General features: G+C 48.7%; 29 protein-coding genes. 7 read left to right on the top strand and 22 right to left on the bottom strand.

Annotated features, from left to right (window positions below):
• Positions 1-14: 14 nt before the first annotated feature.
• The 5 genes from VV089_RS13555 to VV089_RS13575 form a co-directional block, all read right to left on the bottom strand.
• Positions 15-284, bottom strand: coding sequence for a hypothetical protein (locus VV089_RS13555; protein WP_334336283.1), 270 nt, complete (start codon positions 282-284; stop codon positions 15-17).
• Entirely contained in the window at positions 248-433 is a 186-nt protein-coding gene (locus VV089_RS13560; protein ID WP_334336284.1) for a hypothetical protein, read from the bottom strand. The genes VV089_RS13555 and VV089_RS13560 overlap by 37 nt, the downstream gene beginning before the upstream one ends.
• A complete protein-coding gene (locus VV089_RS13565; RefSeq protein ID WP_160273400.1) occupies positions 402-650 on the bottom strand; it encodes a hypothetical protein in 249 nt (82 codons plus the stop codon). The genes VV089_RS13560 and VV089_RS13565 overlap by 32 nt, the downstream gene beginning before the upstream one ends.
• 480 nt (positions 651-1,130) lie before the next feature.
• On the bottom strand, positions 1,131-1,448 hold the full coding sequence (locus tag VV089_RS13570) for a hypothetical protein (RefSeq protein ID WP_334336285.1): 318 nt from the start codon (positions 1,446-1,448) through the stop codon (positions 1,131-1,133).
• A gap of 56 nt (positions 1,449-1,504) precedes the next feature.
• Positions 1,505-1,732, bottom strand: coding sequence for a hypothetical protein (locus tag VV089_RS13575; protein ID WP_334336286.1), 228 nt, complete (start codon positions 1,730-1,732; stop codon positions 1,505-1,507).
• Between the two features lie 148 nt (positions 1,733-1,880).
• Between VV089_RS13575 and VV089_RS13580 the strand changes: the two genes are divergently transcribed.
• Positions 1,881-2,255 (top strand): helix-turn-helix domain-containing protein, encoded by a 375-nt coding sequence (locus VV089_RS13580; protein WP_334336287.1) that lies wholly within the window; start codon positions 1,881-1,883, stop codon positions 2,253-2,255.
• A gap of 256 nt (positions 2,256-2,511) precedes the next feature.
• Here the strand turns inward: VV089_RS13580 and VV089_RS13585 are convergent, their stop codons facing one another.
• The gene (locus VV089_RS13585) at positions 2,512-2,709 is read right to left on the bottom strand and encodes a helix-turn-helix domain-containing protein (RefSeq protein WP_334336288.1); all 198 of its coding nucleotides are present in this window, start codon (positions 2,707-2,709) and stop codon (positions 2,512-2,514) included.
• A 234-nt stretch (positions 2,710-2,943) separates the two neighbouring features.
• On the opposite strand from VV089_RS13585, the gene VV089_RS13590 reads away from it, so the two are divergent.
• Positions 2,944-3,999 carry a tyrosine-type recombinase/integrase gene (locus VV089_RS13590; RefSeq protein WP_334336289.1) on the top strand — a complete coding sequence of 352 codons (1,056 nt, stop codon included), beginning with the start codon at positions 2,944-2,946 and terminating at the stop codon, positions 3,997-3,999.
• Positions 4,000-4,010: 11 nt separating this feature from the next.
• The gene (locus tag VV089_RS13595) at positions 4,011-4,349 is read left to right on the top strand and encodes a hypothetical protein (protein WP_334336290.1); all 339 of its coding nucleotides are present in this window, start codon (positions 4,011-4,013) and stop codon (positions 4,347-4,349) included.
• Positions 4,350-4,565: 216 nt separating this feature from the next.
• Here the strand turns inward: VV089_RS13595 and rpsI are convergent, their stop codons facing one another.
• From rpsI to VV089_RS13630, 7 genes are all read right to left on the bottom strand, one after another.
• Complete coding sequence (gene rpsI, locus VV089_RS13600) at positions 4,566-4,958, bottom strand: 30S ribosomal protein S9 (protein WP_172541310.1); 393 nt, start codon at positions 4,956-4,958, stop codon at positions 4,566-4,568.
• Positions 4,959-4,986: 28 nt separating this feature from the next.
• The gene (gene rplM / locus VV089_RS13605) at positions 4,987-5,415 is read right to left on the bottom strand and encodes a 50S ribosomal protein L13 (RefSeq protein WP_172541309.1); all 429 of its coding nucleotides are present in this window, start codon (positions 5,413-5,415) and stop codon (positions 4,987-4,989) included.
• Positions 5,416-5,606: 191 nt separating this feature from the next.
• A complete protein-coding gene (gene truA / locus VV089_RS13610; RefSeq protein WP_172541308.1) occupies positions 5,607-6,377 on the bottom strand; it encodes a tRNA pseudouridine(38-40) synthase TruA in 771 nt (256 codons plus the stop codon).
• A complete protein-coding gene (locus tag VV089_RS13615) occupies positions 6,374-7,177 on the bottom strand; it encodes an energy-coupling factor transporter transmembrane component T family protein (RefSeq protein ID WP_334336291.1) in 804 nt (267 codons plus the stop codon). The genes truA and VV089_RS13615 overlap by 4 nt, the downstream gene beginning before the upstream one ends.
• Before the next feature lie 68 nt (positions 7,178-7,245).
• On the bottom strand, positions 7,246-8,109 hold the full coding sequence (locus VV089_RS13620) for an energy-coupling factor transporter ATPase (protein WP_334336292.1): 864 nt from the start codon (positions 8,107-8,109) through the stop codon (positions 7,246-7,248).
• On the bottom strand, positions 8,100-8,951 hold the full coding sequence (locus VV089_RS13625) for an energy-coupling factor transporter ATPase (protein WP_334336293.1): 852 nt from the start codon (positions 8,949-8,951) through the stop codon (positions 8,100-8,102). The genes VV089_RS13620 and VV089_RS13625 overlap by 10 nt, the downstream gene beginning before the upstream one ends.
• A 222-nt stretch (positions 8,952-9,173) precedes the next feature.
• Positions 9,174-9,335, bottom strand: a complete 162-nt coding sequence (locus VV089_RS13630) for a hypothetical protein (RefSeq protein WP_172541304.1) — start codon at positions 9,333-9,335, stop codon at positions 9,174-9,176.
• 169 nt (positions 9,336-9,504) lie between these two features.
• Here VV089_RS13630 and VV089_RS13635 point away from each other — a divergent pair, with 169 nt between their 5' ends.
• Together VV089_RS13635 and VV089_RS13640 are read left to right on the top strand one after the other, a co-directional pair.
• Positions 9,505-9,852 (top strand): helix-turn-helix domain-containing protein, encoded by a 348-nt coding sequence (locus VV089_RS13635; RefSeq protein ID WP_172541303.1) that lies wholly within the window; start codon positions 9,505-9,507, stop codon positions 9,850-9,852.
• Between the two features lie 158 nt (positions 9,853-10,010).
• Positions 10,011-10,856 carry a beta-1,6-N-acetylglucosaminyltransferase gene (locus VV089_RS13640; RefSeq protein ID WP_172541302.1) on the top strand — a complete coding sequence of 282 codons (846 nt, stop codon included), beginning with the start codon at positions 10,011-10,013 and terminating at the stop codon, positions 10,854-10,856.
• A gap of 2 nt (positions 10,857-10,858) precedes the next feature.
• On the opposite strand, the gene VV089_RS13645 is transcribed toward VV089_RS13640, so the two are convergent.
• On the bottom strand, positions 10,859-11,122 hold the full coding sequence (locus VV089_RS13645) for a hypothetical protein (RefSeq protein ID WP_172541301.1): 264 nt from the start codon (positions 11,120-11,122) through the stop codon (positions 10,859-10,861).
• Positions 11,097-12,515, bottom strand: coding sequence for a [FeFe] hydrogenase H-cluster radical SAM maturase HydG (hydG, locus tag VV089_RS13650; RefSeq protein WP_172541300.1), 1,419 nt, complete (start codon positions 12,513-12,515; stop codon positions 11,097-11,099). The genes VV089_RS13645 and hydG overlap by 26 nt, the downstream gene beginning before the upstream one ends.
• A gap of 123 nt (positions 12,516-12,638) precedes the next feature.
• Here hydG and VV089_RS13655 point away from each other — a divergent pair, with 123 nt between their 5' ends.
• Positions 12,639-13,865 carry a DNA polymerase Y family protein gene (locus tag VV089_RS13655; protein WP_334336294.1) on the top strand — a complete coding sequence of 409 codons (1,227 nt, stop codon included), beginning with the start codon at positions 12,639-12,641 and terminating at the stop codon, positions 13,863-13,865.
• A gap of 28 nt (positions 13,866-13,893) precedes the next feature.
• On the opposite strand, the gene VV089_RS13660 is transcribed toward VV089_RS13655, so the two are convergent.
• The 5 genes from VV089_RS13660 to VV089_RS13680 all read right to left on the bottom strand — a co-directional run bounded on the left by VV089_RS13660 (position 13,894) and on the right by VV089_RS13680 (position 21,111).
• The gene (locus VV089_RS13660; protein WP_334336295.1) at positions 13,894-14,658 is read right to left on the bottom strand and encodes a type III pantothenate kinase; all 765 of its coding nucleotides are present in this window, start codon (positions 14,656-14,658) and stop codon (positions 13,894-13,896) included.
• A gap of 46 nt (positions 14,659-14,704) precedes the next feature.
• Positions 14,705-15,988: an AI-2E family transporter gene (locus tag VV089_RS13665; RefSeq protein ID WP_172541297.1), complete on the bottom strand. Its 1,284-nt coding sequence runs from the start codon at positions 15,986-15,988 to the stop codon at positions 14,705-14,707.
• Positions 15,978-18,026: a penicillin-binding transpeptidase domain-containing protein gene (locus VV089_RS13670; protein ID WP_334336296.1), complete on the bottom strand. Its 2,049-nt coding sequence runs from the start codon at positions 18,024-18,026 to the stop codon at positions 15,978-15,980. Before VV089_RS13670 ends, VV089_RS13665 begins: the two co-directional genes overlap by 11 nt.
• Positions 18,027-18,227: 201 nt before the next feature.
• Entirely contained in the window at positions 18,228-19,577 is a 1,350-nt protein-coding gene (rpoN, locus tag VV089_RS13675; RefSeq protein ID WP_334336297.1) for an RNA polymerase factor sigma-54, read from the bottom strand.
• A gap of 100 nt (positions 19,578-19,677) precedes the next feature.
• Positions 19,678-21,111 carry an MATE family efflux transporter gene (locus VV089_RS13680; RefSeq protein WP_334336298.1) on the bottom strand — a complete coding sequence of 478 codons (1,434 nt, stop codon included), beginning with the start codon at positions 21,109-21,111 and terminating at the stop codon, positions 19,678-19,680.
• A gap of 124 nt (positions 21,112-21,235) precedes the next feature.
• Here VV089_RS13680 and VV089_RS13685 point away from each other — a divergent pair, with 124 nt between their 5' ends.
• Positions 21,236-22,144, top strand: coding sequence for an AraC family transcriptional regulator (locus VV089_RS13685; protein WP_334336299.1), 909 nt, complete (start codon positions 21,236-21,238; stop codon positions 22,142-22,144).
• On the opposite strand, the gene VV089_RS13690 is transcribed toward VV089_RS13685, so the two are convergent.
• Positions 22,125-22,994 carry a DegV family protein gene (locus tag VV089_RS13690; protein WP_334336300.1) on the bottom strand — a complete coding sequence of 290 codons (870 nt, stop codon included), beginning with the start codon at positions 22,992-22,994 and terminating at the stop codon, positions 22,125-22,127. The genes VV089_RS13685 and VV089_RS13690 overlap by 20 nt on opposite strands.
• Positions 22,995-23,021: 27 nt before the next feature.
• Complete coding sequence (pheA, locus tag VV089_RS13695) at positions 23,022-24,149, bottom strand: prephenate dehydratase (protein ID WP_172541291.1); 1,128 nt, start codon at positions 24,147-24,149, stop codon at positions 23,022-23,024.
• Positions 24,150-24,179 lie beyond the last annotated feature (30 nt).

The following is a 24,179-nucleotide window of genomic DNA, read 5'->3' on the forward strand; positions in this document are numbered from 1 at the left end:
TCCTCTCTGTTTTATCAATAGTCATCCTCAATCTGCTCGTCTGCCTCCGTGTAATACTCTCCGTCATACCCCTTTGACATGAGCCTCGCCCAACACTGACGACAAACAAGTCTGAATGTGATTCCGTGACAATCCCTTGTAAAATCCATGTCCTCACGGTCAACCTCGTTATTACATACCGGACACATCCGGATGTCTCTTTCTTCAAACTCGCAGGGCAATCCCCAGTCGCCCTCACATGCTACCATCAAGCCGTTGCGACTGCTGCCTGTTTCTGCTCCCATCGTCTCCGCTCCTCCGCTTTTCCTGCTGCTTTTCCCTCCGCATATGCAGACATCATCATTATGGTCATTGACTTTCCCTCAAGGTCATCAATTCCCATGAAACGCTCTGCCATGCTCTCAATTACTGCTTTTTTCTCTTTTTTGGTCATGATTAGCACCTCCTCTAATCTGCTGAATCTCTTTCTCTATATCTTTTCCGGAATAGTCCGCTAACAGCTTTTCCGAAATGTGATACGTCCAAATTGATGACATCTGAACCGCCGTTCCGATTGGCAGCTTTCCCTGCTGCATTGCAATCCTCACGAATTGCGGTGACACATTGAGGATTGTTGCTGCCTCCGTTGGCAATATCCTCCCGATTTCCATGTCCTCTCCTCCTCCTTGTGGTGGTTCTCTCGGTTTATTCAAACCGCTCACCTCTGCTCCGGCGATGTCTACCGTGTTTTGATTTTTCACCTTAAAAAATCAAGAAAAACCTGTTGACCGACTATGAACTCTCTAGCATGGCTCACCCGCTGCCATGTTTCCCACGGTATCACTGACTTTGTCTCTCGGCTTGCCATCGTCAGACACAAGGTTGCCATCCTTGCATGACAGGGCGACTGCTGCCCCGTTTCGGCTTTCAGTTCTCCTTGCCCTGCTGCCCCTCCTGCCCTATAATGAATGTGCGACCATCTTATAAATGACAGGAGGTGAGAACTTTGAAAATCAACATTGATTTTGACGAAATATTAAACAATGCCGTGAACTCTGCTATTGATGCAACCGTCAATCTATCTGACAAGAATCCGGATGCAGCCGGACACGCTGAACAGATTGAACGTATTGCAAAAATTTCCGCAGGTGTCACGGTCGGGATTCTCCGTGAATATCATGAGCAGCTTGCATCTTCCCTTGAAAACCTGCTAACCACTCATTGAGAACCTTTTCCTTTTTTTCACTCTCTGCGGTCTGTGCATATGCAGACCGCAAATCCTTTTTTAACCTCCTGCTTGCCTGTTCATGCACCCACTTCTTGAAATCATCCCTCCCGCTCAAAAGCAGAAACATGAAAATGTCCTTGTTGATTCCGAATTTCTCATGTGCCTCTGTTCCCAGTTCCGAAATCTGTTCATTTGTGAGCGTTGCCCCTGCCATCTGCATGGTCATCAAAAATTCTTCCATTCCCTTGACCCTCCTGTCCTTAATATGCGGGAGGCTTGCGCCTCCCTGCTGCTTTATCACTTCTTTAACTGAAAAATCATTCCAAGAGCGCAATGCAGGAAAAAATTTTTGATTTCTTTTTCCGAATCTTCATAGTCTGTTCTTACAATCAACGTGCAGTTTCCGGCGCAATTACTCCATGTAATATCAAAATTCATATAGCTATGACCCTGTAACTGTTCTTTGATTGCCTCGCACTCTCTTTCTGCGAAATATCCTAATTCCTCAAATGTATATTCTTTCATTGATTTTCCCTCCTGTTGTTTATTTTATAGACATCATAATCTATTAAATTGACTTTGTCAATAACATTTTGTCTATTGAATAAACTTTTTTATTGATTTCTATTTTTTTGTGTGGTATGCTATCCCAAAAGGATGGAGGTGAAAAAACGTGACGCAAGGTGAACGTGTCAAAGAAGTCCGAAAAACTCTTGGTCTCACATTGGAGAAATTTGGTGAGCGCATCGGCTTAAAAAAGGCTACCATGAGCGCAATCGAAACAGGCAGAAACGCCCTCACCGATGCAAATATCAAGGCTATCCACAGAGAATTTAATGTTGATTACATATGGTTGACCACTGGTGAGGGAGAAATGTTCGTCGATTCTGACGATGATTTCATCGAAAAGATTGACCGCATTATGGCAGGGGAGGATGATGCCCGAAAGAACATTTTTAAATTCATGCTTAGTCTGAACGATGATGATATTGCAGCACTAGGCAGGATTCTTGACCAAATGATAGAATTTTTTAAAGAAAAAGACTGACAGTCTTTTCAACTGCCAGCCTCATTCTTTGGTGTAAAGATACAAAACGAATTTATATATCCTCTTGAGGATTTTTTCACTATGTATCTTTCCGACTAACTCCATGATAGCCTCTTTGTAATTCAAGGGAACACCACCCCTTTCCGAATCACATTGTAACACAAATTTCCATGATTGTGGAAATCGTGAGGCACATTTCCATGATTATGGAAATATTCTCACCTGCTGCCGACATCCTGTCCGGCGTGTGGTACAATTATTTGTATTCGGATTCAAACAGGTCAGTGATTTTAACGCCCATTGCAATGGCTATCATTTCAAGCTGAAACAATGTCGGCGACACCTTGCCGTTTTCGATGTTGTTGAGCGTTGATTTTCCGATTCCGGATTTCTTCGCCAACTCCACCAATGTGAACCGCTTTTCGGTTCTCATTTCCCATAAAAGAATTTTCACCCTGCTCACCTCCTTTCACAAGGAAGTTTACAAGGTGATTTGATTCTCTTATAGAAACGGCAAATTCATATAAAAAAGACGACCCACGCTGCAACGTGAATCGCCTTTGTGAAACTCCTATCTTGCGCCTCGCAAAAAGCACTGACAGAATGTTCCGAACATAACCATTCTATCATAAAACCGTGCTTTTTGCACTGGTTTTATTTTTTATACTCTTTTTAGGATGGTGATTTTATGAAACTCCCGAACGGTTTTGGTTCAGTCTATAAGCTGTCCGGAAAAAACCGCCGAAATCCCTATGTCGCCAAAAAGACAAAAGGATGGGAAATCGACACCGAAACCGGAAAAACAAAACAATTATATATAACTGTCGGCTACTACCCGACCCGAAAAGACGCATTGAACGCCCTCGCAGAGTTCAACAATAACCCCTATGATGTCAATATTGCAAAGGTTACTTTTGAGGATGTATATGAACGATGGAGTGATGAACATTTCCCAACTGTGAGCGATTCCAATGTGACAGGGTATAAAGCAGCCTGGGCGTTGTGTGATAAAATTGCAAAGATGCGGTTTGTTGATGTGAAACTCGACCATCTGCAAATGGTCGTTGATGAATCCGGAAAAAATTATCCCACGCTCCGAAAATTGAAAGTCCTCCTCGGCATGATGTATAAATACGCCGTGATTCATGAAATCATACCAAAAGAGCGGAATCTTGTTGAATATCTCGACATCGCAAAAGCGGGCAATCCGAACGCCTATAACCGAAAACCATTCAGTAAAGCAGAAGTAAAAAGGTTGTGGGATGTCAAGGACGCAAATATATATTACACGGTCATTCTCATGTTAATATATTCCGGATGCCGTATCGGTGAATTATTAGATTTGAAAAAAGAGAACGTGAACCTTGAGGAAAGATATTTCAAAATCATCGCATCCAAAACGGAGGCGGGAATCCGAACCGCTCCGATTGCTGAAAAAGTATATCCGTTTTTTGAATACTGGTATCACCGGAACGATTGCGAATATCTGCTTTCAACACCGGAGGGAGAACATTTCAAGTATAGGAATTACTATGACAGTTATTGGATGCCTCTGATTACAACCTTGAACATGACGCACCGCCCGCATGATACACGCCACACCTGCATTTCCATGTTGACCGTCGCAGGTGTCTCCGATAAGGTCATTAAAAAAATTGTTGGTCATAAAGGGCAAGGGGTCACGGAGGTTGTTTATACACACTTTGAAATTGAGGAACTACTGGACGCAATCAACCGCATATAGTGAGGTGTGCCATGAATAGAACTGAATACAAGAATAATTTTTATAAAGAGCATTATGAGAGAATCAGTCTTGCAGTACCTAAAGGAATGAAAGATATTATCAAGGCTCTTGCATCTGATAAAGGAATGTCGGTCAATTCCTATATTCAAGACTTAGTCCGTAAAGACCAGTGCGGAATGTTTGACACGATGCAGATTGCGGAAAAGAACAGAGAAATGATTTCCGGCATAAACGGAAACATGCACGACGGATATAATGTCATATTCAAAGACGGTCACTCATGCCATTGTCGCACGAAAAAGGATGTCCGGTCATGTATCATTGAATACTGCTGCAAAAAGGGCGATTGATTCGTCCTTTTTTTATTGCGAAAAGTGTCTTGCACAAGATTTCAAAAGTCTTGCACAAGACCATATTTTATTTGTCAGTTACGTGTCAGTTACGTGTTAGTTACCGTGAAAATTTTGTGTGTTTTCGTGGTGTCTCATAGGAAATCCAGAATATTAGAAAACCCCGAAAACACGATGTTTTCGGGGTCTGTTGCTCTTTTGCAATATTCGCTTGAATTATCTCTTGGAGAACTGCGGCGCCCGGCGTGCTGCCTTGAGGCCGTACTTCTTACGCTCTTTCATTCTCGGGTCACGTGTCAGATACCCCGCCTTCTTCAAGATCGGACGATACTCCGGATCTGCCTGAAGCAGGGCTCTTGCGATACCATGACGGATGGCGCCTGCCTGTCCGGTGTATCCGCCGCCATGCACATTCACCAGTACGTCAAACTTGTCGGTAGTCTCGGTTGCTGTCAGAGGCTGACGAACGATAACCTTCAAAGTCTCCAGACCAAGGTACTCGTCAATGCTTCTCTTGTTGATGGTAATATTTCCGGTGCCGGGTACTAAGTATACTCTGGCGATTGATTTTTTTCTTCTGCCTGTTCCGTAAAATCTTGAATTAGCCACTGTAGATTTCCTCCTTCCGCTTTCTCACTTAAAATGTTAAGACTTCCGGTTTCTGAGCCTGATGATTGTGCTCCGGGCCGGCGTATACATGAAGCTTGGTGTACATCTGTCTTCCCAGTGGTCCCTTCGGAAGCATGCCCTTAACGGCAAGCTCTACAACCTTCTCCGGCTTCTTTGCCATCATCTCCCGCAGGGTGGTCTCTTTCATACCGCCTACGTACTCGGAATGATGATAGTAAATCTTCTGATCCAGCTTTCTGCCGGTTACCTTTACCTTATCTGCATTTACAATGATTACATAATCGCCCGTATCAATATGAGGCGTAAAAATCGGCTTGTTCTTGCCTCTCAAAATCTTAGCCACCTCAGAAGCTAAGCGTCCTAATGTATATCCTGAAGCATCAACCACATACCATTTTCTCTCAATTGCTGCCGGACTGGCCATGAAACTCTTCATTGGTTCTCCTCCTAAATAATATTGAACATTCTATGGAAAAATGCCTTTACCGGGGCTTGGATCCAGCATTTTTGCACTTCGTCGCACCAAGTAATTATAGTACACCCATCCTCGTGTGTCAAGCCGATTTTTTCTATTTTTCGCCTGTAAAACCTATAAAAGTTACTGTAATACCAGCAAAATGCCGCTGTTCACCTCGCAGCCGGCAGACTGCTGAAAAATCCGCCCTCATACTCCATGCCCAGCAGCGTCAGTCCCTTCGCCGGGGCCGTGGGCCCTGCCGACTGCCGATCGCATGAGGCCAGCATAGACTGCATATCTTCCGGGTTCCGGATTCCGCTTCCCACTTGTATCAAAGTCCCTGCAATAATTCTTACCATATTATAGAGGAAGCCGTTCCCCGACACCTGAATGCGGATCAAGTCACCCTCCCGCTTCACATCCAACGCACAAATCCTTCGGACCGTAGTCTCCGCCTGGGTATGAATGCTGCAGAAGCTTTTGAAATCATGCTCTCCCAGCAAAAAGGAACCGGCAGCCCTCATACGCTCTATGTCAAGAGGCCGCCTGTAAAAATACGTATCCAGCCGCCGTCCGGGCAGCTCAAATTCCCGATTCAGAATGCGGTATTCATAATATTTGGTACAGGCACATTTCCGGGGATGAAAATCCCCTTCCACCTCCAGAGATTTCTGAATCCGGATATCCTCCGGCAGCCGGCTGTTCAGCGCGTAGGAAATCTTTTCCCCCGGCATCTGCGTCCCCGTATCAAAAACTGCGACATTTCCGAGGGCATGGACGCCGGAATCTGTACGGCTGGCTCCAATCACCTGGATATCCCCGCCAAAAAGCCCGGAAAGCTCCCTGTTCAGCACGCCCTCTATGGTTTCCCCGTTCTTTTGCACCTGCCAGCCGCAGTAAGCCGTCCCATCATAGGCTACCGCCAATAAAATACGTTTCATAAGACAATTCTCAATGTAATCATAACAGCCAGAAAAAGGGCCGCAGCGCCGTAAGCCATATAATCCCTTTTTGCATATACAAGAGGCTTCATTTTCGTTCGTCCCTCGCCGCCATGGTAGCACCTGGCTTCCATAGCCATGGCCAGATCATTGGCCCGGCGGAAGGCCGAAATAAACAGCGGCACCAGAAGCGGAACCAGGTTCTTCGCCTTCTGTATCAGATTCCCGTTTTCAAAATCCGCACCTCTGGCAATCTGCGCCTTCATAATCTTGTCCGTCTCTTCCAGCAGAATGGGAATAAATCTCAGCGCAATGGACATCATCATAGCCACTTCATGCACAGGAACGCGCAGCCTTTTCAAAGGCCCCATCAGCCGCTCCAGACCGTCCGTCAAATCATTTGGGGTAGTCGTCAAGGTCATTACCGATGAACCTACAATCAGATAAATCAGTCGGATTGCCATAAAGACCGCCGTCCGAAGCCCTGTATCCGTGATCTTCAGTTTCCACACCTGCACCAATATCCGGTCTCCCGGCGTCAAAAACAGATTGAAAACCACAGTAATCATCAGAATCATCACAATGGCCTTCAGCCCCCGGACCATAAAAGCAAAGGGCACCTTGGACAGTTTAATTATCATTATCAGAAATATCGTTGCCGCCAGATACCCCGGCCACCCCTTTGCCACAAACAATGCCGTGATAAAGACAAGGGTTGCCGTAAGCTTTACTCTTGGGTCTAATTTATGAAGAATAGAATCTGCCGGGTAATACTGCCCCAGCGTAATGTCTCGAATCATGATGTATCTCCTAATATGTTCAGCAAATATCCGGCTTCCTCTTTTTTAAAAAGCCATGAGCCGCAGGCTCAGCAATCCGGCTTCTTTTCTCCAAGTGCTGCAAGAATCGAATCCCGGGCTTCCTCTATGGTGGTCGCATTCTCATCCACCGAAAGCCCCTTCTCCTTCAGCGCATGCATCATATACGTCACCTGGGGCGCAGCCAGCCCCACCTGCTCCAGCTCTTTATAATGGCGGAACACCTGGCCCGGCACGTCGTCAAAGAGAACCTCTCCCTGGTTCATAACAATAATCCGGCCTACATATTTCGCCACATCCTCCATACTGTGGGATACCAGCACAATGCTGATCTTTTTCTCCTGATGAAGCAGGCTGATCTGATCCAGAATCTCATCCCGGCCTTTGGGATCCAGCCCGGCCGTGGGCTCGTCCAAAACCAGAATCTCCGGCTCCATTGCCAGCACTCCGGCGATAGCCGCCCTGCGCTTCTGGCCTCCGGACAGCTCGAAGGGTGACTGATGATAGAACTCTTCGCCCAAACCTGTCATGACAAGGGCCGCCTTCGCCTTTTCTTCCGCCTCTTCCCTGGAAAGTCCCTGATTCCTGGGACCGAAGCACACATCGCTCAATACGTCTACCTCGAAAAGCTGATGCTCGGGGTATTGGAATACAAGGCCCACCCTGCTTCTTAAACGGCGCATATCATAGCCGGCTCCATATATATCCTCCCCATGAAAATAGATATGGCCCTCCGAAGCCTTCACAAGGCCGTTTAAATGCTGCACCAGAGTAGATTTTCCCGATCCCGTATGGCCAATCAGGCCTACAAATTCTCCGGACTTAATCTCCAGGCAGATATCCTTCAGTGCGTGAATCTCATAGGCGGTTCCCGGACTGTATACATAATTTACATGCTCTAGCTTTAATGACATAATGCCTCCACCAGCTCCTCCCTGGTCAGTATTCCATCCGGCAGGTTAACACCCGCCTTTTTGAGCTCATAAGCCAGCAAAGTGGCCTGGGGTACATCCAGGCGGTAGGACTTTAACTTTTCCACCTGGGAAAATATCTCCCTGGGCGTTCCCTCCATTACCACCCGGCCCTGATCCATCACAATAACCTTATCCGCATATATGACCTCTTCCATATAATGGGTAATGAGAATCACGGTAATCTCCTCAACCTCGTTCAAGGCACGGACAGCCCGTATGACCTCTTTGCGCCCATTAGGATCCAGCATAGCCGTGGGCTCGTCCAGAACAATACATCTGGGGTGCATGGCGACCACTCCCGCAATGGCCACCCTCTGCTTCTGGCCTCCGGACAGCTTATTGGGGGAATGGTGGCGGTATTTCAGCATATTGACTGCTTTCAGGCTCTCCTCTACACGCTCCCATATCTCCTTTGTGGGAACTCCCATATTTTCCGGGCCGAATCCTACGTCCTCCTCCACAATGGTTCCGATAATCTGGTTATCCGGATTCTGAAATACCATTCCGGCGCTCTGGCGGATCTCCCAAAGCCTGTCCTCATCCCTGGTGTCCTTTCCGTCCACCCACATTGTGCCGCCTGTAGGAGTTAAAATGGCGTTCATATGCTTGGCAAGGGTGGATTTTCCGGATCCGTTGTGTCCCAGAATCGCTACAAAATCACCCTTCTCCACCTGCAGGGATACCTCGTCCACCGCCCGGATCACATCTGTCTCCCGGCCCTCTTCGTCATATTTTTTATATTCATATACCAGGCTCTGGGCCTGAACCATCTCTTTTCCCATGGTTCTACCTCTTATTCCAGTTTCGCAATATTCTCGCAGTACAAGGCTCTGTTCTTAAATGCTGCTGTCATTGTATAATATCTCCTCTTATTTTGCAAGCAGAACTCTTTGCCCTTAAGCTTCACCAACAAACAAAAAACGCGGCTATACTGTCCGAATATCATATCCCAACAATATAACCGCGTTCCAATGCTTGCAAAACTTATTTTCCGGAGCCGGGCATTATTCATCGCTCGCTGCATTTTGAACTGCAGCATTCTGAACAACAGCCTTCTCTTCCAAAACCGCAGCTTTGTCTGCCAAGGCTTCGAATACTTCTTTTTTTATTTCATTATAGCGCTGCTCCTTAATAAGCCCCTTTTTTTTACGAATCCTTTTGTTCAAATGCTCCCTCCTTTCTGCCTCTTTTGTCACTGTTCGGTTGCAGGTTACCCTTTCATTGTATCATAACTGCAACGTATATCCTATCCTTTTCATCGGCTTATAACTCTTTTATATACACCGTATAATATACTAAAATAGAACGTATCATAATGGTAACGGAGTTATTTTCATGTACGAAGAAAATTTTTGCATTAGACGTATCAAAGAGCTTATGGAAAAAAATAATTTCAATGCATACCGTCTTGCGAGCAAATCCGGTATCTCCCTTTCCACGCTCACATCCATGTTTAATAAAAATACAGATCCTCGTGTGCATACAATTGAAAAGATCTGCTCTGCCTGCGGCATTTCTGTTTCGCAATTTTTTGAACGCTCTTCCAGAGATCTGACAAAGGAACAGGACTACCTGCTGGAAGCCTATGATCAGTTATCGCCTTCCCGAAAAGAGCATCTCATGTCTTATCTGAACTATCTGAAACAGTGCGAGCAAAGTTCTCAAAACAATGAAACAAGCTGACGAAAAACGCCCCTAAGCCAGTAATAAAGTATTTATACAATAAAAAACAATTGCAAAAGGTGGCCTTTTTCGCTGCTGCTGTGATATAATGAGCGTTAACGGCAAACGTATGTCCTGCCCGTCCCATGTACAAATTTCAAATACCCGGAGAAATTGTTATGAACCGACACGCCTTCTTAATCATGGCCCACCACCAATTTGATTTCCTAAAAGAGCTGCTTCTGGCCTTGGATGATGAACGCAATGACATCTACCTTCACATCGATCAAAAAGTTCCGGATTCTGACCTTCCGGATTTTTCTCATGCTGTTCAAAAGTCAAATCTTTATCTTACAGAACGTTTGAATGTCCACTGGGGCGGCTACAGCCAGACCGCCTGCGAGCTGGCACTTTTAAAGGCGGCCGTTCCCCGGCGCTACGCCTACTATCACCTTCTTTCCGGTTCTGACTTTCCCTTAAAATCTCAAGATCAGATTCACCAGTTCTTCAAAGAACATGCCGGGAAAGAGTTTATACATTTTGACGCTCCAAAACCGGCGCCCGAAGTGCGGGAGCGCATCTCTCTTTATCATTTTTTCCGGGAGAGCTCCTGCCCTCTGGCAGAGCCTGCCGATATGCTTCTTACCCGGCTTCAGAGACTGTTCCGTGTGAACCGTCTGAGGGGAGAAGCTGTCACCATCCAAAAGGGCGCCAACTGGTTCAGCATCACCCATTCCTTTGCAGAGTATGTCTTAAGCCGCCAGGACTGGATTCAAAAGTATTTCCGGCACTCCGTCTGTGCGGACGAACTGCTTCTTCAGACCCTTGCCGCCAGCTCTCCTTTTATGGAGCAAGTCTTTGATCCCTTTGGAGACAAGCTGTCCTTGGGAAATCTGCGCTACATTGACTGGGAGCGGGGCAGTGAAAACAGCCCTTACACCTTTCAAAAAGAGGATGCCGGATATCTGCGCTCCCTTCCCCATCTGTTCGCCCGGAAATTTGAGGAAAATATCTTTTCTTCCTGAATCTACCGGTAGTTCTCCGTGCATTTCACACAGCTTGCATTGCGGCTGCAGCGGAAATCATCCACAATATCATCCACACGGGTACAGGTGCTTTTTAGAAATCTCACTGTATGTACCACTTTTGAGGAATCCACGGGGCAGATGGTCTCAAATTTCTGGGTATAAGCCCGGTCCTCCTCCGGCTCCTGTCCCTCACTGCTTTCCTTCCAGCGGTATTTCCGGGATTCCTTCAGGCTCTGTTTAAAATCGGAAGTCTCTTGTTCCATGCTCAATCTCCTTTAGGTTCTGCTCTGTCCTCTGGCGGATCTTGTCACTGGTTATGCGTTTCAGCTCCCGGGCAATCAGCGCCTCCCCTTTCTTCCTGGTATCCTCCGACGCATAGTCGGTCAGATATTCCTTCAGCGTCATAAGGGCATTGGGCTGACAGCAGTTGGCAATCTGCCCCGACTTCACCAGCTTCATAAACCGGTCTCCAGTGCGCCCCTCCCGGTAACAGGCCGTACAAAAGCTTGGAATCATCCCAAGATCCAGCAGCCAGTTTACGACTTGATCCAAGGTCCTGGTATCACTCACATCAAACTGGGCGGAATTCTCTTCCTTCGCCTCCTCCTTCGCATAGCCGCCCACACTGGTTCTGGAACCGCCGCTAATCTGGGACACTCCCAATTCCAGCACCTTCTCCCGGGTAGCCTTGGATTCCCGGGTAGAAATGATCATTCCCGTATAGGGAACGGCAATCCGGATCACTGCCGCAATCCGGGCAAAAAGCTCATCGGAAATGGCATCTTCAAAAGCGGAAGCGTCAATATCATCCCCGTTGCGGATTCTCGGCACACTGATCGTATGGGGCCCCACTCCGAATGCCGCCTCCAGATGCTCTGCATGCATCAAAAGCCCTGTAAAATCATAGCGGTAATGGTGAAGTCCAAAAAGCACCCCGATCCCCACATCGTCAATGCCGCCCTCCATGGCCCGGTCCATGGCCTCCGTATGCCAGGCATAGTCATGCTTCGGCCCCGTTGGATGGAGCTTCTCATAATTTTCCTTATGATAAGTCTCCTGGAACAGGATATAAGTCCCGATTCCCGCCTCCTTAAGCTTTCGATAATTCTCCACGGTAGTTGCCGCAATGTTCACATTCACCCTGCGGATTGCCCCGTTTTTATGCTGTATGCCGTAGATGGTCCGAATGCTTTCCAGCACATACTCAATGGGATTGTTTACCGGATCCTCGCCAGCCTCCAGAGCCAGACGCTTGTGCCCCATATCCTGAAGGGCAATAACCTCCCTCCTTATCTCTTCCTGGGACAGCTTCTTTCGGGCAATGTGCTTATTTTTAAAATGATAAGGACAATAGGTACACCCATTCACACAGTAATTGGACAAATACAGCGGCGCAAACATAACAATCCGGTTTCCGTAGAATCTCTGCTTGATGTCCCGTGCCAGGCCAAACATCCGCTCCGTCAGATCCGGCTCCCCGCATTCCAGAAGCACCAGCGCCTCCCGGTGGGACAGTCCCCGGCATTCCTCCGCCTTTTTAAGCAGCCCTTCTATCAATTCCCGGTTCTTCTGATTCTCCCGGGCATATTGAATGGAGTCCAGGATTTCCTTGTGATTTATAAATTCTTCCGCCTGTCTGGAAGCTGGATTGTACATTCTTGGTTCCCTCTTTCTTCCATAAAATAATATTGCAAACAAATGTTCTCTTGTGCTATACTAAAATTATAGTTCCTAAAAATCCACAGCACCTGCTTACAGGATAAAACCAAGGAGCCCCCTATGTCCACTATTATCTTTCATATTGATGTAAATTCAGCCTACTTAAGCTGGACTGCCTTGGAAAAATTAAAAAACGGAAGCAGCGTGGATCTGCGCACCATTCCCTCCATCATCGGCGGCGACGAAAAGAGCCGCCGCGGAATTGTACTGGCCAAATCCATTCCTGCCAAAAAATACGGAATCCAGACTGCGGAGCCGGTAGCCTCCGCTCTCCGCAAGTGCCCTTCCCTGGTCATCGAGTCCCCGGATCACAAGCTTTACCGCAGCTACAGCCATGCCATGATGGAGCTCTTGTCCTCCTTTACTTCGGATTTGGAACAGGTATCCATTGACGAGTGCTATCTGGACTTTACGCCCATCGCCCGCCTGTATCCCTCCCCTGTGGAAGCTGCGGCTCTTATCCGGGACCGCATCTACGAGGAGCTTCACTTTACCGTCAATATCGGAATTGCCCCTGCAAAGGTTCTTGCCAAGATGGCCAGCGACTTTGAAAAGCCCGGTAAAATCCACACCCTGTTCCCTGAGGAAATTCCTGTGAAGATGTGGCCTCTCCCTGTATCCGAGCTTTTTATGGTGGGACGCCGCAGCGCCGAAAAGCTCATGGGCTTTGGCATACAGACCATCGGGGAGCTGGCCCATACAGACCCGTCTTTCCTCACCGCCCATTTCAAAAGCCACGGACGCCTTATGTGGGAATTTGCCAACGGCATCGATCCCACTCCCGTGCTCTCCCAAAAGCAGGAAGCCAAGGGCATCGGCAGCTCTACAACCCTAAGGGAGGACGTCACCGATCCGACAGAAGCCAAAAAGGTGCTTCTTGCACTCTGCGAGAGCGTCTCCGGACGTCTCAGGAGTGCCGGACAGCTGGCCGGAACCATTACCGTAGAGATCAAATACCATGATTTTACAAAAGCTTCCCACCAGGCCAGGACGCTGTCTCCCTGCAATTCTACAGGCGAACTGTACAACTTGGCCTGCTCCCTTTTTGACCAGCTCTGGGACAGACGCCCCATCCGCCTTTTGGGAGTACGCAGCTCCCGTCTCGTATCCGTCGGCGAGCCGGTTCAGCTCTCAATCTTTGATCTGCCTCTGGCAGCAGAGGCAGGGGCGGAAGCAAAAAGCTCTGCCAAGACGCCTTCTCCCCAAAAGCTGAGGCAGCTGGATCGCGCCCTGGACTCTATCCGCAAAAAGTATGGGACAGACGCCATAAAACGGGGCGGTTATTAAGCGGACGGCTGCGAAGTGAGCCATAATCCTATTGATTCTTTTGGTAAATCAGATTCAGCCCCTTGAGCAAAAGGGCATCGTCCATGTGTATGGTTTCCCGGCAATAAGGGATGATGCGCTTTGCCATACCCCCGGTGGCGACTGCCTGGGGCGCCATGCCCAGTTCCTCCCGGATTCGTCCAAGCATTCCGTCCACACAGCAGGCATTGCCGTAGAGCACGCCGCTCTTCATACAGTCAACGGTATTGCTGCCAATCAGCTTCTTCGGCGGTTCCAGACTAATCTTGGGAAGCTGGGAGGTGCGGTTCGTCAGCGAATCCAAAGCCACTCCCACCCCCGGCAGAATCATTCCGCCGATCACCTGGTGCTTCTCATTAACTACCGTAAAGGTCGTGGCCGTTCCCATATCAATAATCACCAGAGGGCAGCCGTATTCCTCGATGCCCGCCACGGCTCCCACCACCAGGTCAGGCCCAAGCTGCGCCGGATTGTCAATGCGGATATCCAGGCCTGTTTTCACACCGGGGCCTACCACCGGCATTTCCTTGCCAATCACCTTTGCCGCCGCATTCCGGATGGTGCCTGTCACCGGAGGCACTACGGAGGAAATGATGCCTCCCTCTAACTCCTTCCGGTCCACGCCGTATATTTCCAGTACGTTTTTTATGCTGATGGCGTATTCCAGCTCTGATTTTTTCACATCTGTGTACAGACGCTCCACAAACAGAATCTGGTTATCCTTAATGCAGCCGATTACAATGTTGGTATTTCCAATATCAATCGCCAGAATCATACCTGCCTCCTGTTTTTCTTCTTTGTTAATCCCCTGCAGATATATATTAATGCATATCCCTCCGGGACTGGCGGGCTTCGCCCGTCAATGCATGGATATAGCGGTAGCCTTCCCCATCGGGTTCTATGGAAGAAAGCTCCTCGTAGACAGAGGTATCCGTAGCCAGCTTCTTTTTGCGCAGCATCCAGTTGGAATACTTCTTAATCAGATCATAAATCACCGCAAAGGTAGGCACCCCGATAACCATTCCCACAAAGCCCATCAGCCCCCCGAAAAGCAGAATGGAAAACAGCACCCAGAAGCTGGAAAGCCCTGTGGAATCCCCCAGGATCTTCGGGCCTAAGAAGTTGCCGTCAAACTGCTGCAGCACCAGGATCAGGATTAGAAAATACACACATTTGACGGGACTGTCCGTTAGTATAATCAGGGCGCTTGGAATCGCCCCGATAAAGGGCCCGAAAAACGGTATAATATTCGTCACCCCTACGATCACACTGATCAGCATGGTGTAAGGCATATTTAAAAGGTTCATAATAACAAAGCACAAAATTCCCATAATCAGGGAATCCAGAAGCTTCCCGTCAATAAAGCCGCCGAACACCCGGTTAATATAATGGATCTCATCCAGAATGCCGTTGGCAACGGGAACCTTGGCAAAGCTGTAAATCAGCTTTTTTCCCTGGGCCGCAAACTTCTTGCGGTTTCCCATAAGATAAGCGGCTGCAAAAATACCAATCACGATATTTTTCACTGCAGCCAGAGCGCTGATAAGTCCTGCGGACACGCCGCTTACAATCACCTGCATATCAGGCAGAAACTTTGTGTTCAGCCATACCTGCATATTCTGATAAGCCGCATTGATAAACTGCTCCGCATAATTGGCCAGAACTTCGTCGTCTGCAAGCTTCTGCTGAATCCAGTCGCTCCATTTTACCACATTTCCCGGAAGCACCTGCACAATCCCCCGCACACTTTCGAATACCTGGGGCAGCACCATGGCAAGAAGGAGATAGACAATGAAAAAGCCAAAGAGCAGGCTCAGCCCAATGCCTATCGCTGCGGAAAAACGCGCCGCCTTCTGCTCATTCACCTTCATTCTCCCCGTCAGCAAGGCATTTAGACGGATCTCCACAAAATTACACACCGGCGTCAGAAGATACGCTATCACCGCCCCATAGATAAAGGGCATAAGAATACTCTCCAGAGTACGTATTCCCTCCATCACTTGTTTGAACCGAAATAAAGCAAAGAAAAACACAATACACAAAATGATGCCCACGGCTCCGGCCAGACTGATAAACAGGTATTTTCGAAATGAATCATCCTTCATGTTCTGCCTCCTCCTCTTCTCCCATATTATAAACGTCAAAACCTGTCATAGCCTTTGGAATCACATAATGGCTTCCGCCCCGGCCTTTTACATCCTCTATCATCATTACCATCAGAAGAGGTTTGTCCGTGTCCGCTCCGCTGATTCCCACAAACCAGCCAAGCTCCGTGCCGCTTGTATCCTCTTTGGAATCCTTGATCTCCGCAGTCCCCGTCTTACCCGCCAGCCGGTATCCACTGCGGTAAGCCTCACGGGCCGTTCCTTCCGGATGCTCCACAACCTGGTACAGTCCGTTCAGAACCTCCCCGGCCGCCTCCGGCGTAAATACCTGCTCCTTCCAGAACCCTTCTTCCCCTCCAGCCCTCAGATAAAGCTTCACCATATTTCCCTCATTGACAAAGGCAGAATAAACAGCTGCCAGGTGAAGAGGATTCACAAGAACCTTTCCCTGCCCGTAGGCGCTGTCCGCAAGCTCCGTCTCAGATCCAAGCTTTCCCTCACTTCCATAGGAGGACGCCTTCAAGTCAAAGTCAAACTCCATCTCTTCCCCAAAGCCCAGGCTGTCAAGACCCTGGGAAAAGGCTTCCTCTCCCATATTCACCGCCGCCTTGGCAAAGTAGATATTGTCGGAATAAATCAAGGCATTTTCCAGATTCTTCACAGGATAATCCGTCAGGGTCGTAACCTCATAGCTGCCCCAGCTCTCATCCTTCTGCCAGCTCAAGCCCTCATTCTCCATCTCTTCGCCGGGATTCAGGCTGCCGTTTGTAAGCCCGAGGGCTGCGGTAACCGGTTTAAATACGGAGCCGGGCACCCAGGAAGCCAGATATCGGTTGTAAAGAGGCTGCGTCTCGTCATTGTTGACCGCATCCCAGGCACTGGCCGTATAGCCCATAACAAAGTCGTTGGGATCATAGGCCGGGGCGCTGGCCATGGCCAGTACCGCGCCGCTTCTGGGATCTATGGCAGCGGCACAGCCTTCATCTCCCTCAAGGGCCTGGTACAGATGCTGCTGCAGAATGATATCAATGGTCAGAACTACGTCCTTGCCGTCCTCTGCCGGCTTTTCCAGCACCGTGCTCCTCTCATATCCGTCCGCATCAATAATCTGGATGGAATATCCGTCTCTGGGGCGCAGGATCTCCTCATAGATCCGCTCTGCCCCTGCCTTTCCAATCTGGCTGTTCTGGTTATAGCCCTGTCCTTTGCGCTCCTCCAGCTCCTCCGCCGTGATATTCTGCACATAGCCGGTGAGCTGGGCCGCCTTTTCCTTAAAGGGATAGTACCGCACGGTTGTGTCGGTAATCATCACTCCCGGAATCTCCAGAAGCTGCTCCTTGAGCTCATAATCGTCTTTAGAGACTGTGCGCAGGGGAACAAAGGTATCATCCCGGACCCAGCCGGCATTGAGCTCCTTTTCTATCCGCTCCACACTGATTTCCAATAATTCCGAAAGGCTTGCAAGGGATTCCTCCCGGTTCTCCCCCAGCTTGCCGGGCACCAGCCCTACAGAAGAAGCCGTCCCCTCCCTTGCCAGGGTTGTCTGATTCTGATCGTAGATATTTCCCCTCTTGGCCTGGATGGTCTTTATGCGGACCTTGTCCCCGGCATAGAGACCCGGCAGGATATCCTGACTGTCCCAGCTCATTTTGTAGAGGCCTTCCTCATCCTTTGTAAAAATAGCTATATTGTTAAAGGAAAGCTCTCCGGCCAGGGTGTCCATGGTAAGGGCATATTTCACCCTCTGAGTCACAGCCTTTTTGTCCTTGTGGCCTTCCTCCCTCTCCTCAATCTCTACACGGATATTCATAGCCTCGATTCCGCCGTAGATATTCTGATACCGCTCTACGTAGGCTTCCTGGTCAATGGATTCCTTGGCCTCTCCGGTGAGATAGGTGTACATTTCCTCGTATTTTTCTTCGCCCAGCAAATCCATATATTCTGCAAGCAGTTCCTCCGGCTCCGGCTTCTTTTCTTTGCATCCCATAAGAAGCGTAAGGCCAAGAACCAGAACCGCCGCTGCCCATAAACTCTTCATTTTGTCTCCTCTGCAGCCGATTACCATAACGTCCTTCCTGTTTCAGCTTTCGTAAACTTCTTTCTTATCATACCATTTTCTTTTGCGTGATACAAGTAGTTCCCGTCCGTGTCACTTCAAATCCCTTCAAACCCCATCGTTACTTAAGCGCAAAAAAGAAGCCTGCTCCCGGATGATACCGGACTGGCTTCTTTTTTGACACTACAGTTTCCGCTCGAAGCTTCCTTTTATTCCCAGGGCCTCTCTGTACTTTGCAACGGCCCTTCTGGATACGTGAATGCCCTTTTCTTTCAACGCATTCGTGATCTTCTGGTCGCTGAGAGGTTTTTTTCTGTCCTCCTCCTTGATAAGCCGGGAGATCATATCCTTTATATTGTCCGCATTAACCGCAGCCTCGTCGTCTCCCGACGAAACCGCAGCAGAAAACAGGTCGCGCAGAAGGAGCGTCCCCTGCCGGCACTGAATGTATTTGCCTTTCGCGGCGCGGCTTACGGTAGAAGCATGGATGTTAAGCTCTCCGGCAAGCTCTGCCATTGTCATAGGCGCAAGGAGGCCGTTTCCGTCAAAAAAAGCGGTCTGATGCGCCACAATCGCAGTTGTAATATCGATAAGGGTCTGCCTCCTCTGCCGGATGCCCTCTTGAATCAAGCGGACTCTGTCCAGCTTTTTCTGAAAATACAGGCAGAGCTCCTCATCCTGAGATTCCTTCATAATGCGGATATAATAATCATTGATCTGATAATTTTCTATCCACCCGTCGTTTAATTCAGCCCTCCACACTCCCTGTTCTTTCTTTAATAAAATATCCGGAATGATATATTTGTTCTTGTCCCCGGCGGCCACAAAGTTCATGGGCCTGGGATTCAAATGTGCAATCTGCTGAATACACAAGCGCACCTGTGCGGTAGACAGGGAAAGTCCCCGTGAGATCGTCCCAATCCTCCCTTTTGCCACATCCTCCAAATATTCCTCCACAATCTTCCAGGTATTCGTCCCCTTCATTCCTTTAAAATCCAGCTGTATCAGCAGGCATTCCCTCAGATCCCGGGCAAAAATGCCATGGGGCTCCAGCCCTTTTAGAATGCCAAGCGCCTGCTGCGCCTCCCGAAGGGTCACATGGGCTTTCAGAGCCGTTTCCTCAAGGGACATTGTAAAAAAGCCCGTCTCGTCCAGACAGTCTATCATATAATTGAATAGCTCCCACTGCTTTTCGGTAAAATCCTGAAAGGGAAGCTGGTACAGCAAAGTCTTTTTCACAAGCTCCGGCTCTGTATCCGGCAGATCCCTGCGCCGCTTATCGTCCTCCTCAATAAGCTCCTCATACGTCTTTTCATACGTAATCGCATGCTCATAACGACTGCTTATATCATCCGCCCCATAGACGCCGTCCTGCCCTCCCGTATACTCAAGCATAGGATTCTCCAGGTACTCATTCTGCATAAACTCTAAAAGCTGCGTCTGATCCATGGTTAATATATTCAAAGACTGCATCTGTTTCTGGGACATCTTAAGCTTCTGTGTGGTATTTAATTGAAACCCCTGCTTCATCATTTGCTCTTACCTCTGCATCTTTTTTGAAATCATTTTATCTATTAATATCAATATACCAAAATTATTCTAAAATGAAAAGATGCAGAGATAAAAGCGCCGCCTACCTGGGACAGGTGCAGGTTTTAACCGCCCTTTCCTCCTTCCCGCCTGCAAGAGCCCTCCCCCTTACCATAAAATAGTAAGCCGGCGTCACACAGGCTGCACTGCCCAGCCAGGCGGCGGATTCCGCAAAGAACAAACCATATTCTCCCATAACCCTGGTAAGCAGAAGCGCCACGGATATGCGGCCCACGCATTCCATAATACCTGCAATCATGGGCACAATGGTATTGCCCATGCCCTGGATGGCGGAGCGGTATACATGCAGAATGTATAGAATCATCAGCGTCACGCTCATAATCACAAGATACTGGTAAGCCAGCTCCAGCACTCTGGGCGCATCCTCATTGGCAGATGAGATAAACAGGAGAAGCAGATTTTTCCCAAAAGCCAGCATCAGCAGGGAAATGCTCACAGAAAAGACAGCCGCAAGCTTCATTGCGCTTCTCATCCCCATACGGATGCGCTCTAAGTTTCCCGCCCCCCAATTCTGTCCCATATAAGTAGCCGTTGCAAAGCCAAAGGAAATAGCAGTGCTCTCCAGCAGGCCATATAGCTTATTGGTGGCTGTAAACGCCGCAATAAACAGGGAGCCGAAGCCGTTAATCACAAATTGGAGAATAATGCCGCCAATCACAATCGCAACATGAGAAAGGGCCAGAGGCGTTCCAAGCTTCAAAAGCTGCTTTGCCACCGATACATCCAGCTTCCAGTCCCCACGCTTCATATTGACAGCCGGAATCTTCCCAATCATAAACAGGCAGTAGAGAAATGCAGCAAGCTGTGAAAATATCGTAGCCGCCGCTGCCCCCGTAATGCCCCATCGGAATTCCATCACCAGCAAGAGATCCAGGCCTATATTGAGGACAGCGGCAATGATCATGCCCAAAAGAGGCGTCTTCCCGTCTCCAAAGGCCCGCAGTACGGCGGAAGCCATATTATAGGCCATCACAATCAGCGTGCCTGCATACATCACAGTCACATAGGAATAGGCGCCGTCAAAGATATCTGCCGGTGTTTTCAAAAGCCCAAGAAGCGGCTTTGCCAGCAGCGGAAAGAGCACCGAAACCAGGGCGCCCACTGCCAGACATAAAAGGGCAGACATAGCGATGGACTTTTTGATGTTTTTTTCATTCCCCTCCCCAATGTTCTGGGTGATCAGAACGGCGAAGCCCTGGGTGAGAAACTGTACCGGCCAGAGCACCAGCCAGTAGATCCAGTCCGTGGCTCCAAGAGAAGCCAGCGCCTTAAGGCCTACCCCCTGGCCTACTATCATGGTGTCTGTAATCATATAAAGCTGCTGGCCCAGATTCCCCAGAATCAGCGGCAGGGCAAAGGAAAAAATCAGCCCTGTGGGATTTCCTTTCGTCATGTCCTTAGCCCTGCCTGTGCTTTCCTTGTGGGAGGAAGCCTTACCCTTATGTAAAAACCGCATATAATATCACCTTTCTTTCTTGACTTCTGCAATCAGAGTAAATATAATAATAATTGCAAAATTCGGATTTGTATATAATAATAATCTCAATTTTTATAACAATCGTTTCAAAGGCGGAGGGGATATGCAGCAGATTCCGGTTAAAACCGACGAGCACTTAAGAGAACTGATTGACTATAAGGATATTTCGTTTCCCCTGGAAACATGGGACGATCTTTATACTTCTTTTCCCGATTATACCTTGAACTGCCACTGGCACGATGCTTTTGAATTCGGAACGGTGGTAAAGGGGGAACTGGATTTTTATACAGAAGAAACCTGCTTGAGAATGAAAAAGGGAGATTGTATCTTTGTTAACTGCAATGTCCTTCATATGGCAAAACAAGTAAATCCAGGGGAGCCTGCCGAAATGATCGGCGTGGGCTTTCCGCCCTCTCTCTTTCCGGACGGAAGCATCTTTCACAAATATTTTCAGCCTGTTATGAACATGCAGCTCCAGGGCTTTTGCACAGAAGCCTCCGATCTCCATGGAATAAACATAGCTCGGTTCATCGAGGATATCTGCCGAATTCCGGATGACGTTTATGGGTATGAGCTTCAAGCCTTAAGCCTTTCAAGCCGGCTCTGGCTGGAGACCCTGGCCTATATTTCCGAAAAGAACCACTCCTTTCTTATCAAGGAGACACCGCCTCACCATGGAGCCATGGTGAGACAGATGATTTCCTACATACAGGAGCATTTTGCAGAAAGTATCACAATCCGGGATCTTACGGAGCATGCTCACGTAAGCCGCAGCGAATGCTTCCGTTCCTTCCACCGCTATACGGGAAAAAAGCCCATGGAATACATCAATGAGTATCGCCTGCTCCAGGCCGCCGGCCTGCTGCGTGAGACGAATCTCTCCATCTCCGAGATCGGCAGCTTCTGCGGCTTCTGCAGCTCCAGTTATTTTGGAAAGCTTTTCCGGGAGAAGTACGGTATCTCTCCCCTTGAATATCGAAAAGGGCTGCTGCCTACCTTTGATTGCCCATAAAGAACAGGGCCATGGTTCCTGGGCCGGAGTGCGCTCCGATGGTGGGGCCTACGTGGTTGATGACAAAGTTCTCCACGCCGAAGCGCTCCCTCACCAGCTTTTTCACATATTCAGCATCCTCCAGGCAGTCGCCGTGGCTGATGAATACTTCCGGATTCTCAAAACCCTTGATCTGCTCGCCCATGCGGTCTGCCAGAGCGGACAGTGATTTTCTTCTCCCCCGGACCTTTCCGATGGGTGTGAGACGGCCTTCCTCGTCTACATGAAGGATTGGCTTAATGTTAATCATGGTTCCCAGGACGGCTGTTGCCTTGGACACGCGGCCGCCTCTGTGGAGATGGAAGAGGTCGTCCACCGTAAAGATGTGGCAGAGATTCAGCTTGTTCTCTTCCACCCAGGAAACAGTCTCCTCCAGGGATTTTCCGGCTTCCTTAAGCTGCACGGCCTTGTGCACCAGAAGTCCCTGGCCCAGAGAGGCGCTTAGCGAATCCAGGACTACGAGCTTCCGATCCGGAAAAAGCCCCTCCTCCTTAATCTCCTCAGCGGCGATCCTTCCGCTGTTATACGTTCCGCTCAAGGCCGAGGAGAACGCAATGTAGAGCACGTCCTTTCCCTGCTTTAGGCAGGCGGTGAATGCTTTCTTTGCCTGATCGGGATTCACCTGGGAGGTGGTAGGCATGGAGCCATTGCGCATGCGCTTGTAAAATTCTCCTACCTCCAAGGGATGATTTCTGTCGTAGGTTTCCCCGTCTATCATATAGCTCAAAGACAAAACCTCCAGCCCGTGCTCGCGGATGTACTCTTCAGGAAGATCCGCATTGATGTCTGTCATAATAACATAAGTGTTCATTCCTCTTCTCCTCCTATTCTAAGTTTATTAATAATTCCCTAATATCTTCAGATTCAGCGCTTCCTCCCGGATTCCTCTGAGGGCATTTTTTACTGCGCTGTCGTTTAAGTTCCCCTCGAAATCCACGAAGAAATGGTACTCCCAGTTCTTATCCGCAATGGGCCGGGACTCAATCCGGCACATGTTCAGGTTGTTGAAGATGAAATGCGACAGCACATTGTAAAGACAGCCGCTCTCATGGCTGACCTCAAAACAGATGCTCACCTTCCCCGCATTTTTGCAGAAAATCCGCTGATTGGTCACAATGAAAAAGCGTGTGGAATTCTGGCCGCTGAAATTGATATTCTCTTTCAGAACCTTCAGCCCGTGCTGCTTCCCGGCCAGGGCGCTTGCAATGGCAGCCTGGGTTTTATCCTTGTCCTCCGCCACCTTCTGGGCCGCTACCGCCGTATTGAGCAGGCTGATCTGCTGCCACTGACGGTTCTCGTCCAGATATTTTGCACACTGCATCAAGCCCTGGGGGTGGGAATACACGGTCTGAATATCCGAAAGCTCTGCGTCCTCTGTTCCCAGGAGTGCGTGGCAGATGGTCATTACCTGCTCTCCCACTATGTAATTGTCAAATTCCTGAAGGAGATCGTAGTTGTCATTTACAATGCCTGCGGAGGAATTTTCTATGGGGAGCACTGCGTAATCTGCCATGCCCTCGGCGATGGCCTCCATAGCGTCCCGCCACCGCTCCACATGAAAGTGATTCACATCCTCCCCGAAAAACTCAAACATGGCCTGCTGGGCATAGGCTCCCTCCACTCCCTGGTAGACGACCCGGACATTTTTCTTTTCAAGCTCATCCACCATTACGAAAGGCAGACGGCCTACGGCCTGCTGCTCCATCCGCTGATACTGGAGCTTCCGGCTCATGGCCATGATCTGATTATACAGCTCCTCCACGCCGTGGCTGTTAAACGCGCTGTGAGTCATAGCCTTAACAGCCTGGATTTTCCGTTTTTCACGCTCTTTATCAAGAATCTTCTTTCCTACGGCTACTTTATACTCCGCCACCTCTTCTGAGACAGCCATCCGCTGCTCAAAAAGCTTTACCATCTGGATGTCAATCTCATCAATTTCTTTTCTCAGCTCTGCCAGATCCCTCATGTTGTTCTCCTTTCCCACAAAATCACGCTT

This window comes from Candidatus Merdisoma sp. JLR.KK011 (genome assembly GCF_036941125.1).
Classification (GTDB): Bacteria; Bacillota; Clostridia; order Lachnospirales; family Lachnospiraceae; genus Laedolimicola.

Excerpts from the sequence above, each read along its gene's own strand:
- VV089_RS13560 (WP_334336284.1), bottom strand. The coding sequence starts at position 433 with ATGACCAAAAAAGAGAAAAAAGCAGTAATTGAGAGCATGGCAGAGCGT.
- VV089_RS13640 (WP_172541302.1), top strand. The coding sequence starts at position 10,011 with ATGAACCGACACGCCTTCTTAATCATGGCCCACCACCAATTTGATTTC.
- VV089_RS13635 (WP_172541303.1), top strand. The coding sequence starts at position 9,505 with ATGTACGAAGAAAATTTTTGCATTAGACGTATCAAAGAGCTTATGGAA.
- VV089_RS13680 (WP_334336298.1), bottom strand. The coding sequence starts at position 21,111 with ATGCGGTTTTTACATAAGGGTAAGGCTTCCTCCCACAAGGAAAGCACA.
- VV089_RS13690 (WP_334336300.1), bottom strand. The coding sequence starts at position 22,994 with ATGAACACTTATGTTATTATGACAGACATCAATGCGGATCTTCCTGAA.
- VV089_RS13555 (WP_334336283.1), bottom strand. The coding sequence starts at position 284 with ATGGGAGCAGAAACAGGCAGCAGTCGCAACGGCTTGATGGTAGCATGT.
- VV089_RS13565 (WP_160273400.1), bottom strand. The coding sequence starts at position 650 with ATGGAAATCGGGAGGATATTGCCAACGGAGGCAGCAACAATCCTCAAT.
- VV089_RS13620 (WP_334336292.1), bottom strand. The coding sequence starts at position 8,109 with ATGTCATTAAAGCTAGAGCATGTAAATTATGTATACAGTCCGGGAACC.
- hydG (WP_172541300.1), bottom strand. The coding sequence starts at position 12,515 with ATGTACAATCCAGCTTCCAGACAGGCGGAAGAATTTATAAATCACAAG.
- VV089_RS13685 (WP_334336299.1), top strand. The coding sequence starts at position 21,236 with ATGCAGCAGATTCCGGTTAAAACCGACGAGCACTTAAGAGAACTGATT.
- rplM (WP_172541309.1), bottom strand. The coding sequence starts at position 5,415 with ATGAAGAGTTTCATGGCCAGTCCGGCAGCAATTGAGAGAAAATGGTAT.
- VV089_RS13615 (WP_334336291.1), bottom strand. The coding sequence starts at position 7,177 with ATGATTCGAGACATTACGCTGGGGCAGTATTACCCGGCAGATTCTATT.
- VV089_RS13655 (WP_334336294.1), top strand. The coding sequence starts at position 12,639 with ATGTCCACTATTATCTTTCATATTGATGTAAATTCAGCCTACTTAAGC.
- VV089_RS13665 (WP_172541297.1), bottom strand. The coding sequence starts at position 15,988 with ATGAAGGATGATTCATTTCGAAAATACCTGTTTATCAGTCTGGCCGGA.
- VV089_RS13645 (WP_172541301.1), bottom strand. The coding sequence starts at position 11,122 with ATGGAACAAGAGACTTCCGATTTTAAACAGAGCCTGAAGGAATCCCGG.
- rpoN (WP_334336297.1), bottom strand. The coding sequence starts at position 19,577 with ATGATGAAGCAGGGGTTTCAATTAAATACCACACAGAAGCTTAAGATG.
- VV089_RS13670 (WP_334336296.1), bottom strand. The coding sequence starts at position 18,026 with ATGAAGAGTTTATGGGCAGCGGCGGTTCTGGTTCTTGGCCTTACGCTT.
- VV089_RS13575 (WP_334336286.1), bottom strand. The coding sequence starts at position 1,732 with ATGAAAGAATATACATTTGAGGAATTAGGATATTTCGCAGAAAGAGAG.
- truA (WP_172541308.1), bottom strand. The coding sequence starts at position 6,377 with ATGAAACGTATTTTATTGGCGGTAGCCTATGATGGGACGGCTTACTGC.
- VV089_RS13570 (WP_334336285.1), bottom strand. The coding sequence starts at position 1,448 with ATGGAAGAATTTTTGATGACCATGCAGATGGCAGGGGCAACGCTCACA.
- VV089_RS13625 (WP_334336293.1), bottom strand. The coding sequence starts at position 8,951 with ATGGGAAAAGAGATGGTTCAGGCCCAGAGCCTGGTATATGAATATAAA.
- pheA (WP_172541291.1), bottom strand. The coding sequence starts at position 24,149 with ATGAGGGATCTGGCAGAGCTGAGAAAAGAAATTGATGAGATTGACATC.
- VV089_RS13660 (WP_334336295.1), bottom strand. The coding sequence starts at position 14,658 with ATGATTCTGGCGATTGATATTGGAAATACCAACATTGTAATCGGCTGC.
- VV089_RS13595 (WP_334336290.1), top strand. The coding sequence starts at position 4,011 with ATGAATAGAACTGAATACAAGAATAATTTTTATAAAGAGCATTATGAG.
- VV089_RS13590 (WP_334336289.1), top strand. The coding sequence starts at position 2,944 with ATGAAACTCCCGAACGGTTTTGGTTCAGTCTATAAGCTGTCCGGAAAA.